The organism is Kitasatospora sp. NPDC051164 (assembly GCF_044455625.1).
GTDB lineage: Bacteria > Actinomycetota > Actinomycetes > Streptomycetales > Streptomycetaceae > Kitasatospora.
Genome location: NZ_JBITFB010000035.1, coordinates 83,405 through 95,930 on the forward strand (window position 1 = coordinate 83,405; position 12,526 = coordinate 95,930).

The 12,526-nt window shown below is 73.4% G+C and carries 5 protein-coding genes; all 5 read right to left on the reverse strand.

Annotated features, from left to right (window positions below; genetic code table 11):
• Positions 1–104: 104 nt before the first annotated feature.
• Positions 105–473, reverse strand: a complete 369-nt coding sequence (locus ACIBEC_RS38500) for a nuclear transport factor 2 family protein (RefSeq protein WP_360507451.1) — start codon at positions 471–473, stop codon at positions 105–107.
• Positions 470–1,465 carry a TauD/TfdA family dioxygenase gene (locus tag ACIBEC_RS38505; protein ID WP_360507454.1) on the reverse strand — a complete coding sequence of 332 codons (996 nt, stop codon included), beginning with the start codon at positions 1,463–1,465 and terminating at the stop codon, positions 470–472. Before ACIBEC_RS38505 ends, ACIBEC_RS38500 begins: the two co-directional genes overlap by 4 nt.
• A gap of 34 nt (positions 1,466–1,499) precedes the next feature.
• Positions 1,500–1,709, reverse strand: a complete 210-nt coding sequence (locus tag ACIBEC_RS38510) for an MbtH family protein (protein ID WP_350517906.1) — start codon at positions 1,707–1,709, stop codon at positions 1,500–1,502.
• Between the two features lie 98 nt (positions 1,710–1,807).
• Positions 1,808–9,664, reverse strand: coding sequence for an amino acid adenylation domain-containing protein (locus ACIBEC_RS38515; RefSeq protein WP_360507456.1), 7,857 nt, complete (start codon positions 9,662–9,664; stop codon positions 1,808–1,810).
• A 93-nt stretch (positions 9,665–9,757) separates the two neighbouring features.
• Positions 9,758–12,526: amino acid adenylation domain-containing protein (locus ACIBEC_RS38520; RefSeq protein WP_396290024.1), on the reverse strand; the 2,769-nt coding region annotated here is incomplete at its 5' end.

Here is a 12,526-nt window from a genome sequence, read left to right on the forward strand (position 1 = left end):
CTTCGGGTGGGGCCGGCCCCGGCCGGGTGCGGCCGGCCGGGGCGGGGTCGGGCCGAGGGGCCCGGCGGGAAGGGCCCGCAAGGGAAGGGCCCGGATGGTGGGGGTCAGACCAGCGGGGCGAAGAAGAAGGTGTCCCGGCGCTGGAAGAGGCCCTCGGGGGTGAGCGTGAAGAAGTCGGCGAACTCCAGGGAGACGTCCTTGCCGTCCTTGAGCCGCCCCTCGAAGACCCCGGAGACGGTGACCCGGTCGTCCTGGGCGGTGAGCGAGGTGATGGTGTGCCGGCCGGACTCGATCACCCGCTGCCCGGTGTAGAAGGCCCGCAGGCCGTCGTGGCCGCGCATCGGGTCGTAGCCGGGGCGCCGGTAGACCGCGTCCGGGGCGAACAGGGCGATCAGGCCCTCCACGTCCTGGGCGTCCACCAGCTCGTAGTAGGTGCGCACCTGCTCGGTGCCTGCCGTCCGTTCAGTGCTCATGCGTCACCGTGTCCGTTCCCGGCCATCGCGACCAGCGTCGTGCGCTTGCCCGTGTACGGCCGGCGGCCGTGCGAGACCAGCAGGTTGTTGACCATCAGGAGGTCGCCCTCGACCCACGGGAAGGCGAAGGCGCTGTCCTCGAAGGCCTGGCGGACCAGGTCCAGCTCCTCGTCCGGAATGGGCGTGCCGTCGCCGTAGTAGGCGCCGCGCGGCATGTCCTCGGGGTCGAACATCTCCTCCAGCGCCTCGCGGGTCTCCTTGGGCAGGTTGGAGGAGTGGAAGAGGTGGGCCTGGTTGAACCAGGACTCCTCGCCGGTGCGCGGGTCGGTGATCAGCGCGGGTCGGCGGTGGCGGGTGCGCAGGCCGTCCTCCGTCCAGGTCCACTCGATGCCGTGCGAGCGGCAGTACTCCTCGACCTTGGCGCGGTCCTCGGTCTGGTAGGACTCCTGCCAGGTCAGGCCCATGCCCTCGCGGTAGGCGCGGGTGTACAGGACGCCCTTGGCGCGGAAGCGGCCCACCAGGGAGGCGGGCAGGCGCCGGGCCACCGCGCGGCTGTCGGCGAGCGGGGTCTCGCCGCCGGTCTCAGCGGCCACGGTACTGGCGAAGAACAGCCAGAGCGGGTAGCCGTCGGAGTATGCGCTCTCGTTGTGCTGGACGATGGTCTGCGCCGCCGGGTACTCCGTCGAGGTGTACACGTTGCCGCTGACCTGCGTGCGCGGCGTGGACCGCTCGTTGTAGGTGAGCAGTTCGCCGCCGATGCGGCCGGCCACCTCGTTGAGCAGGGCGGCCTCGTGCACGACCCCGCGGACCAGGACCGCGCCGTACGTCGCGAGCGCGTCCATCAGGTGCGGGCGGTGCTCGGTCGCCCACTGGGCGATGTCCAGTCCGCCCGCGGCCGGGCGGTAGACCACCACGGCCGTGTCTGCATTGCCCTCGACCCGGCCGGTACAGGGGCCGAGCACCGCCAACTCCGGCGGCAGCGTCCCGTTCATGTTGTCTCCTCCACGCGTGGTACGGCCGGGCGGGTCAGGCCCCCATGGCCTCGATCAGGCTCTTCGGGCGCATGTCGGTCCAGTTCTTCTCGACGAATTCCAGGCATTCCTGGCGGGCGGCCGGGCCGAATTCCCGGTGCCAGCCGCCGGGAACCTCGGCGAAGGTCGGCCAGAGCGAGTGCTGGCCCTCGTCGTTGACCAGCACCAGGTATTCGGAATCGTCGTTCTCGAACGGGTTGGACATGGTTCTCCCCTTTGTCGCATTCGGTGGTCGGGATTTCCGCCGGGCAGGCCCTTTTTCGCACCCGCCGGAACCGGCGGTTTTTGAACCGCGGTCTGAAACTAGCGGGCGGGATTCAGCAGGTCACGCAGCTCGGCCAGGAAGCTATCGGCCAGTTTCGCGATGGTCTCCGCGCGGTGCAGTTCGGTCGAGTACCGCCAGGTGACCGTGAACCGGTTCCCGTTCACCGCGGCGGCGATGTCGATCAGGTGCGGGCGCCGGCCGCGCTCGCTCTGCTGGTCGGCGATCGGCAGCACGGCCCTGAACGGGCCGTCCTGTCGCCCCCCACCAGGTGTTTCCTCGAACCGCCCGAGGTAGTTGAAGATCACCTCGGGCGACGCCCCGGCGGCCGGGTCGCCGGCCTCGGAGTACCGGGCGAGCGCTCCGCGGCCGATGCCGCGCCCCGGGACGGCCCGCAGCAGGCCCGCCGCGGCCCGCACCCGGGCCTTCGGGTCGGCCGTGGCCGGCGCCGGCAGCCGGACCGGGTAGATGGTGGTGAACCAGCCGACGGTGCGCGCGACGTCGCAGCCGTCGAGTTCGCTGTCGCGGCCGTGCCCCTCCAGGTCGACCAGGATTCCGGAGCCCCCGGACCAGCCGGTCAGGGCCGCCCCGAGCGCCGCCACCAGAATTTCCTCGGTGCGCGCCCGGTATTGGCCCGGGGCGGTCCGCAGGAGTTTCGCGGTCTCTGCCTCGTCCAATTCGGCCGAAATATCCGCCTCCGACGATACCGTATTACCACCGGCGTGATCCAGGGGTATTGCCGGGGATTCTCCGGCGGCAATGTGCGCCCAGTACGGGCGCTCGTCCTCCAGCGCCCCGCCCGCGACGTGCTCGCGCAGCGCGCTCACCCAGCCGGTGTAGGAGGTGGCGACCGGCTCCAGGTGGACGGGCTCGCCCGCCACCGCCTGCCGGTAGGCGCTCGCCAGGTCGTCCAGCAGGATCCGCCAGGACACCGCGTCCACCACCAGGTGGTGCGCGATCAGCAGCAGCCGGGACGGGCGGGACGGGCCGCCGTCCAGGTGCACCGCCCGGAAGACCGGGCCGGCCGTCAGGTCCAGTGAGCGCTGCGCGGCCCTGACCCGGGCGGCCTCCTCGGCCGCCCGGGCGTCCGCCGGCACCGCCGACAGGTCCACCCGCTCCAGCGACGCCGCCTGCTCCGGGGCCACCGGCTGCTGGCGCCGCTCGGCCCCGTCGCCGGTGAAGCGCATCCGCAGTGCCTCGTGGTGCGCCGTCAGACCGGCCACCGCCGCCGCGAGCGCCTCGGGCCGCACGTCCTCGGCCAGTTCCAGCTGGACGGACATGTTGTAGTGGCCGGGCTCCTCGCGGTAGCGCTCGAAGAACCACTGCTGGACCGGGGCCAGCGGCGCCGGGCCGGTGGCGGGGGCCGGCGCCGCGGCGGATCCGGCCGGCTGCTCGGGCGACTTCTCGGCCAGCAGCTGGGCCAGGGCACGGACGCTGCCGCCCCTGAAGACGTCCTTCGAGCTGACCGTCAGCCCGGCCCGGCGCAGCCGGGCGACCAGCTGGATACTCAGGATCGAGTCGCCGCCGAGGTCGAAGAAGCTGTCCGTCACGCCGACCCGCTCCAGGCCGAGCAGGTCGGCGAAGACGCCGGCGATCAGCCGCTCGGCCTCGTCCCGCGGGCTCTCGGCGGCCGGCTCGGGGGCGGTGGCGGACGGGTCGGGCAGGGCCCGGCGGTCCACCTTGCCGTTGACGGTCAACGGCAGCTCGGGCAGCACCGTGAACAGCGCCGGGACCATGTAGTCCGGCAGTACCGCGGCCGCGAACTCGCGCAGCGCCTCCACGGCCGGCTCGCTCTCGCCCGGGCGGGGCGCGGCGTAGGCGGCCAGGCGCAGCCCGCCCGGCCCGTCGACGGCGACCACCGAGACCTGACCGACCCCGGGCGCTGCGGTCAACGCCGCTTCCACCTCGCCCAGTTCGATCCGGTGGGCGCGGATCTTGACCTGATCGTCGGTGCGGCCCAGGTATTCCAGGACGCCGTCGCGGTCGCGGCGCACCAGGTCGCCGGTGCGGTACATCCGCGCGCCGGGCGCGCCGTGGGGGTCGGCGACGAAGCGCTCCGCGCTCAGGCCCGGACGGCCGAGGTAGCCGCGGGCCAACTGGGCTCCGGCAACGTACAGTTCACCGGCCACGCTGGTGGGCACCGGGCGCAGCAGGGCGTCCAGCACGTAGGCGCGCATGTTCCACAGCGGGGTGCCGATGGCGACGGCGCCGTCCTGGTCGGCCTCGCCGGGTGCCAGGCGGTGGACGACGCAGCCGACGGTGGCCTCGGTGGGACCGTACTCGTTGACGACCGCGGCGCCCGGGTGCTTGGCCCGCCAGTGGGCCAGTGTGGTGCCGAGCAGCTGCTCACCGCCGACCACCAGGTCGCCCTCGGGAAGCACGCCCTCGGGCAGGGCCTCCAGCAGCGGGAGGTGGCTGGGCGTGGCCTTGACGAAGGTGGGCACCGGGCGCCGGCCCTGCCAGCGCTTCGGGTCGAGTTCGTCGAGGTCGCCGACGTAGAGGGTGCCGCCGAAGGCGAGCGGGGCGAACAGGGTGGTGACGGTGAGGTCGAAGGAGACCGAGGAGTGCAGCAGGGCGCCGCCCCGGATGCCCGGGTAGGTGTGGTCGCACCAGTACAGGTAGTTCACCAGGCCGGTGTGCGGCACCACGACGCCCTTGGGGGTGCCGGTGGAGCCCGAGGTGTAGATGACGTAGGCCGGGTGCTGCGGGAGCAGCGGCCCGCCGCGCTCGGTGTCGGTGAGGTTGTCGGCCGCGTGGGCGGCCAGAGCCTCTCGGACCTCGGGCGCGTCCAGCGCCAGGTGCGCCGTGCCGGGTGCGGGTTCGGCCGGGAGGGCGTCGTCGGTGGCGGTGATCAGGCAGACGGGTCGGGCGTCGCGCAGCAGGGTGGCGATCCGCTCGGCCGGGTACTGCGGGTCCACCGGCAGGTAGGCGGCGCCGGCCTTGTGCACGGCGTACAGGGCGGTGAGCAGGGCGGCCGTGCGGGGCATCGCGACGGCCACCACGGTCTCCGGGCCGGCGCCGAGCGTGCGCAGGTGCCGGGCCAGGCGGTTGGCGCGGGCGTTGAGTTCGGCGTAGCTCAGCTCGTCGTCGTCGGCCGCGACGGCGAGGACGTCGGGTGTGCGCAGGACCTGGGCCTCGAACAGCTCGGGGGCGGTGCAGGTGGGCAGGGTCCGCTCGGGGCCGGACTGGCGGGCGGTGATCTCCTCCTGCTCGGCCTTGGTGAGCAGCGGCAGTTCGGCCGTGGCCCGGGCGGGTTCGGCGGTGACCCGGCAGGCCAGTTCCTCGAGGTGGCCGACCAGCCGGGCCATGGTCCGCGGGTCGAAGAGGTCGGTGCTGTACTCCAGCGAGCCGCACAGCGCGCCGTCCTCCTCCCAGAAGTTGAGGGTGAGGTCGAAAAGCGAGAAGTCGCGGGCGAACGGCTGCTCGGACAGCTCCAGCCCGTGCATCCGCATCGGCTCGGAGGGCGTGTTCTGGAAGGCCACCAGGGCCTGGACGAGCGGGGAGCGGCTGAGGTCGCGTTCGGTGACGACGGCGTCGACGACCCGCTCGAAGGGCACTTCGGCGTGCGCGAACGCCTCCAGGACGGTGTCGCGCACGGCGCCGAGGTGCTCGGCGAAGGAGCGGGTCTCGTCCACGTCGGTGCGCAGCGCCAGGGTGTTGACGAAGAAGCCGATGAGGCCTTCGACCTCGGCGCGCTCGCGTCCGGAGCTGAGGGTGCCGAGGGTGAGGTCGCGCTGGCCGCTCCAGCGGGAGAGCACCAGCGAGCTGAGGGCGGTGACGGCCATGAACAGGGTCGCGCCGTGTTCCTGCGCGGTTCGGGCCATGCCTTCGGTGGCCCGGGGAGAGAGCCGGAAGGTGTGCAGGGCGCCGGCCGAGGTGCGCACCGGCGGGCGGGGGCGGTCGGTGGGCAGTTCCAGGGCCTGGACGCCGGCCAATTTGGCGGACCAGTACGACAGTTGCTCGTCCAGGACGGCGCCGGCCAGGTGCTCGCGCTGCCAGAGCGCGAAGTCCGCGTACTGCACCGCCAGGGGCGCGAGGCCGGCCTTGGCCGGCACCTGCTCGGGCTGCGCCGTCGGGTCGCTGTCCAGTGCGGCGCCGTACAGGGCTCCGAGTTCGCCGGAGATGACGCCCATGGACCAGCCGTCGGTGACGATGTGGTGCAGCGTCAGGGCAAGGACGTGCTCGTGCTCGCCCAGGCGCACCAGCAGGGCCCGCAGCAGCGGTCCGGTGCGCAGGTCGAAGGGGCGGGCGACCTCGGCGCGCAGCAGTTCCTCGACCCGGTCGGTGTCGTCGGCGGCGTCGACCACCGGCACCGGTACGGTGAACGGCTCGCCGACGACCTGCACGGCCTCGCCGTCGGCGACGGCGAAGGTGGTGCGCAGCACCTCGTGCCGGACCACCAGCGCGGACAGGGCCAGCGACAGTGCCCCAAGGTCGAGTTCGCCGCTCAGCCGCAGCACTCCGCCGGCGTTGTAGGCGGCGTTGCCGGGCTCGAACTCGTCGAGGAACCAGAGGCGTTGCTGGGCGAAGGACAGCGGCAGTGCCCGGTCGCGGCCGACCGGGACGATGCGGGCGGTGTGTCGGGCCGCGCGGCCCTGGGTCACCAGTTCGGCGAGGCCCTCGATGGTCGGGCGGTCGAAGAGCGAGCGAGCGGAGAGCTCGATCCCGAAGAGCCGGCGCAGCCGGGAGATGACCTTGATGCTCAGGATCGAGTTGCCGCCCAGCTCGAAGAAGTTGTCGGTGACCCCGACCCCGTCGAGCCCGAGCACCTGCACCCAGACGCCGGCCAGTGCCTCCTCGACCGCGTCGCGCGGGGCGATGCGCTCGTGGACGGGGACGACGGAGGGGTCCGGTGCGGGCAGGGCCGCCCGGTCCACCTTGCCGCTGCTGGTCACCGGCAGGGTGTCCAGGGCGACGACGGCGGTGGGCACCATGTAGTCGGGCAGGCTGCGGGCCAGCAGGGCGCGCAGTTCGGCGGTGGCCGGGGCCTGTGCGCCCGGCACGGCCACCACGTAGCCGACCAGCTGCTTGCCGCCGGCGCGGCCGTCCCGGGCCACCACGACGGCCTGCGCGACCGCGGGGTGGGCGGCGAGCGCGGACTCGATCTCGCCCAGTTCGATGCGGAAGCCGCGGACCTTCACCTGGTCGTCGGCGCGGCCCAGGTACTCCAGCACCCCGTCGGCGTTCCAGCGCACCAGGTCTCCGGTGCGGTACATGCGCTCGCCGGGGGCGCCGTAGGGGTCGGCGACGAAGCGCTCGGCGCTCAGGCCCGGACGGCGCAGGTAGCCGCGGGCCAGCGAGGGCCCGGTCAGGTGGAGTTCGCCGGCCACGCCGACCGGCACCGGCCGCAGCCGGCGGTCCAGGACGCGCACACCGGTGTTGTGCACCGGGCGCCCGACGACCGGGCGCGGAGACTGCTCCAGCCGGCACCACACGGTGTCCACGGTCGCCTCGGTGGGGCCGTAGAAGTTGTAGCCGGTGGTGTCGGCGGCCTCGCGCAGTTCGCGCCAGAGCGTCTCGCCGACGCCTTCGCCGCCCAGCATCAGGATCGCCGGGCGGTGCCGCGGGTCGGTCAGGAGGCCGGCGGCCAGGACCTGCTCGGCGTAGGTGGGGGTCAGGTCGAGCAGGTCGACGCGTTCGGTGGCCACATACTCGACGATCGCCTCGGGGTCGCGCCGGGTCTCGTCGTCGATCAGGTGCAGCTCGTGGCCGGCGACCATCCAGAGCATGCCCTCCCACGAGGTGTCGAAGGAGAACACGGCGGTCAGCGCGGCCCGCATGGTGCGCCCGCCCGCGCGGGCCTGCTCGGGCCGGATGAACTCGTCGTGGTGGTTGCGGTACAGGTTGAGCAGGCCCTGATGGGTGGTCAGAACGCCCTTGGGGCGGCCGGTGGAGCCGGAGGTGTAGATCAGGTAGGCGGGGTTGGCCGGGTGCAGCGGGCGCAGCCGGTCGGCGTCGGTGGGCGCGGTGGCGGGCTGTGCGGCGACGGCCGCCCGCACTGTGGGGTCGGTGAGGTCCAGTGCGGTGCGCCCGGCCGGGGCGAGGGCTGCGCCGGCCGTCAGCACCAGGGCCGGGGCGGCGTCGTCGAGCATGAAGTCGATGCGCTCGGGGGGCAGTTCGAGGTCCACCGGGACGTAGGCGCCGCCGGCCTTGAGGACCGCGAGGACGGCCACCACCATGTCCTCGGTGCGCGGCAGGGCGAGGGCCACCAGCGCCTCGGGGCCCACTGCGTGGCCGATCAGGTGGTGCGCCAGGCGGTTGGCCCGGGCCTCCAGTTCGGCGAAGTCCAGCCGGGTGCCCGCGCAGACCAGCGCGGTGCGGTGCGGGGTCAGCCGGGCCTGGGCCTCGAACTCCTGGGGCAGGGTGGTGACCGGGAGCCGGTCGGCGGTGCCGGACCAGGTGCCCAGCAGCAGGTCGAGTTCGGTGTCGGCGAGCATCGACAGCTCGGCCATCGGCCGTTGCGGCTCGGCCGCCAGTCGGCCGGCCAGCAGGCGCAGGTGGCCGCACAGGCGCTCGACGGTGGCGGCGTCGAAGAGGTCCGGGTTGTACTGCACGGCGGCGAGCAGGCCGCCGTCCTGCTCCCAGAAGTCGAGGTCGAGGTCGAAGAGGGACTGCTCGCGGGAGAAGATGAACTCCTCCAGGGTCACTCCGGACAGCCGCAGCTTCTCGGCCGGGGTGTTCTGCAGCGAGACCATGACCTGGGCCAGCGGGGAGCGGCTGAGGTCGCGTTCGATGACGACGGCGTCGACGACCCGCTCGAAGGGCACCTCGGCGTGCGCGAACGCCTCCAGGACGGTCTCCCGGACGGCGCCGAGGTGGTCGGCGAAGGAGCGGGTCTCGTCCACACCGGTGCGCAGGACCAGGGTGTTGACGAAGAAGCCGATCAGGTCCTCGACCTCGGCCCGCTCGCGGCCGGAGACCGAGGTGCCCAGGGCGATGTCCTGCTGGCCCGACCAGCGGGACAGCACCAGGGAGCTGAGCGCGACCAGGCTCATGAACAGCGTGCCGCCCCGTGCCCGGGCCGCGGCCGTCAGGCCGGCCGTCACCTCCGGGTCCAGCCGGCACAGGTACTGGGCGCCGGCCGAGGTGCGCACCGCCGGGCGGGGCCGGTCGGTCGGCAGCTCCAGCGCCTGCACTCCGGCCAGCTTGCCGGACCAGTACGACAGTTGCTCGTCCAGCGCGGCGCCGGCCAGGCGCTCGCGCTGCCACACGGCGAAGTCCGCGTACTGCACGGCCAGCGGCGCGAGGCCCGCCTTCGCCAGGATCTCCTCGGGCTGCGCCGCCGCGGCCTCCAGCGCGGCCCCGTACAGGGCCCCCAGCTCGCGGGCCACGACGCCCATCGACCATCCGTCGGTGACGATGTGGTGGACCGTCAGGGCGAGGACGTGCTCGTGTTCGTCCAGGCGCACCAGCAGGGCCCGCAGCAGCGGTCCGGTGCGCAGGTCGAAGGGGCGGGCGACCTCGGCCCGCAGCAGTTCCTTGGCCCGGTCGTCGCGGTCCTGCGGGTGGGGGGCGCCGGGCAGGTCCACCACCGGCACCGGCACGGTGAACGGCGCGCCGATCAGCTGCACCGCCTCGCCGTCCACCGCGTCGAAGGTGGTCCGCAGCACCTCGTGTCGCACCACCAGGGCGGACAGCGCCAGCGACAGCGCCCGTACGTCCAGCTCTCCGGTGATTCGCAGCGAGCTGCAGGTGTTGTACTCCGCGCTGTCCGGCTCGAACTCGTCCAGGAACCAGAGCCGTTGCTGCGCGAAGGACAGCGGCAGCGCCCGGTCCCGGCCGGCCGGGACGATCCGGCCCGGCCGGTCCTTGCCGCCCCCCTCCGCCAGCCGCGCCCGCATCGCGGCCCGCATGTGCTCCGGCAGCGACTCGATCAGGCGCTCACGTGCCGCGTCCATCGGGTGTCTCCTCTTCGTGTGTGCACGTCGGTTCGAGTTCGGCGGGCCCGCGGGGCCGGCGCACGAGCGTGCGCCGGTCTCGCGGTGGCCGCGCTACGGCTGGTCGGCCTGCTGTTCCAGTGCGGCCAGGAGGGCGGCCTCGACGGCTGTCGCGAGCTCCTCGACCGTGGGGTTTTCGAACAGGGTCCGGGCGGACAGGTCGACGGTGAAGGTCTCCCGGATCCGGGAGATCACCTGGATGCTGAGGATCGAGTCGCCGCCCAGGTCGAAGAAGTTCGCCTCGGCGCTGATCCGCGGCGTCTTGAGCACCTGGGCCCAGATGTCGGCGAGCAGTTCCTCGATGGGTGTGGCGGGGGCCCGGTACTCCTCCTCCGAGCCGCCCGTGGTGCCCGGGGCGGGCAGGGCCCGGCGGTCCACCTTGCCGTTGGGCGTCAGCGGGAACGCCTCCAGCGCCACCAGCGCGCCCGGGACCATGTAGGCGGGCAGCCGGCGGGCCAGGAACTCCCGCAGTTGCGCCTGGTCCGGTGCGGGCGCACCGGCCTCGGGCACCAGGTACGCCACCAGCCACTTGCCGCCCGGGCCGTCCTCGCGGGCCAGCACCATCGCCTGGGCGACGCCCGGGTAGTCGGCCACGGCCGCCTCGATCTCGCCCAGTTCGATCCGCAGGCCGCGGATCTTCACCTGGAAGTCCGTCCGGGAGACGAAGTCCAGGTTGCCGTCCGGAAGCCAGCGCACCAGGTCGCCGGAGCGGTACATCCGCGAGCCGTCGGCGGCGAAGGGGTCGGCGAGGAAGCGTTCGGCCGTGATCCCGGGCCGGTTGACGTACCCGCGTCCGAGGCCCTGGCCCGCGACGTACAGCTCGCCCTCTACGCCCGGGGGCACCGGCCGCAGGGCCGGGTCCAGGACGTACACCCGGGTGCCGCCGATCGGGGTGCCGATCGGCATCGGGCCGTTCCCGGAGTAGTTGCCGTTGACGGTGAACAGCGAGGTGAACACCGTGCCCTCGGTCGGCCCGTAGCCGTTGATCACCCGGATGCCGGGCACCTGCTCGACCACCCGCACGCAGTGGGCCGGCGAGAGGGTGTCACCGCCGGACATCACCAGCCGCAGGCCGCCGAGGGCCTGGACGTCGCTGTCCACGATCTCGTGGAACAGCCCGGCGGTGATCCAGACCACCGACACCCGGTACCCGTGCAGGAACGCGCCCAGCTCGGCGGCCGACATGCTGCGGCTGGGGCTCACTGCGAGCGCCGCGCCGTTCAGCAGGGCGCTCCAGATCTCCAGCGTGCCCGCGTCGAAGGAGATGGTGGCCAGCTGACCGACCACGTCCTCTGCGGTCAGGGCGAGCTTGGGGTCGTGGGCGACCCGCAGCACGCCCCGGTGCGGCATCACGGCGCCCTTGGGGCGCCCGGTGGAGCCGGAGGTGTAGATCACGTGCGCCAGGCTGTCCGGGTGGACGGGTACCTGCGGATCGGTCTGCGGCCGGCGCTGGACGGCGGCCACCTCCTGCGGGTCGTCCCCGAGCAGCAGCCGGACTTCCCCGGCCGGCAGCGCGCTCGCGCTCGCGGCGTCGGTGATGACCAGCTCGGCGCCGGAGTCGCTCACCATGAAGGCCAGCCGATCGGCGGGGTACTCCGGGTCCAGCGGCACGTAGCCGCCGCCGGCCTTGAGCACCGCGAGCAGGGCGACGAACAGCTCGGTGCGCCGCCCCAGGCACACCCCGACCCGGGAGTCCGGGCGGACCCCGAGCTCGATCAGGCGGTGGGCGAGCCGGTTGGCCCGCACGTCCAGCTCGCCGTACGAGACCTCCTCGTCCCCGACCACCAGGGCGATCCGGCCGGGGTCGCGGCGCACCTGCTCGGCGAAGACCGCGGTGAGCGTGGTGTCCGGCTCGGCCGGCGCCCCGCGACCCCAGTCGTCGAGGACCTGGTGGCGCTGGTCGGCGCCGAGCGGGTCGAGCCCGGCCAGGGTGGTGGAGCCGTCGGCGGCGACGACGCTCTCGGCGTGCCGGACCAGCTGGTCGCGCAGGCCCTCGACGGTGCCCTCGTCGAACATCGCCGGGTCGTACAGCAGGTCGAGGGTGAGCCCGACGCCGGTGTAGGCCGCCAGGTTGAGCGGGTAGTTGGTCGCCTCGACCGCGGTGACCTCGCTGATCCGCAGCCCGCGACCGGCCGCCGTGTCGGTGTCGACCGGGTAGTTGGCGAAGATCACGAGCGAGTCGAACAGGGCCTGGTCGGTGGGCAGTTCGCTGACGGCCTGGATCCGGGTGAGCGGGAGGTAGTCGAAGCGCCGGGCCTCGACCTGCTCGGCCTGGAGCGCCTGCAGCCACTCCACCACACCCTGGTGCGGGTCCAGATCCACCCGCACCGGAAGGGAGTTGATGAACACGCCGATCATCTCGTCCGCACCCGGCAGCTCCACCGGACGACCCGACGTCGTCGCCCCGAATGCCACGTCGGTACGACCCGAGCAGCCCGCCAGCAGCAGCGCCCACAGGCCCTGCACCACCGCGTTCACCGTCAGCCGGTGCCGGCGCGCGAACCCGAACACCCGCTCCGACAGCTCCTGCGACAGCCGCACCCCGACCCGGCCGGTCGAGCGGGACTGACCCGCCCGCACCACCTGACGGTCGAACGGCAGCGCCACCGGGGACTCGAACCCGGCCAGCACGGAGCGCCAGAACTCCTCCGCCACCCCCGCGTCCCGACCCCGCAGCCAGCCCACCTGCGCCGCCAAACCGCGACCACCGGAGAGCAGCGGCAGCGCCGAACCCGCCGAACGCGCCGCGAAATCGTCGAACACCAGCGACAGCACCCGCGCCAGACTCCACCCGTCCAACAGGATGTGATGGAACGTCAACAG

Excerpts from the sequence above, each read along its gene's own strand:
- ACIBEC_RS38500 (WP_360507451.1), bottom strand. The coding sequence starts at position 473 with ATGAGCACTGAACGGACGGCAGGCACCGAGCAGGTGCGCACCTACTAC.
- ACIBEC_RS38505 (WP_360507454.1), bottom strand. The coding sequence starts at position 1,465 with ATGAACGGGACGCTGCCGCCGGAGTTGGCGGTGCTCGGCCCCTGTACC.
- ACIBEC_RS38510 (WP_350517906.1), bottom strand. The coding sequence starts at position 1,709 with ATGTCCAACCCGTTCGAGAACGACGATTCCGAATACCTGGTGCTGGTC.
- ACIBEC_RS38515 (WP_360507456.1), bottom strand. The coding sequence starts at position 9,664 with ATGGACGCGGCACGTGAGCGCCTGATCGAGTCGCTGCCGGAGCACATG.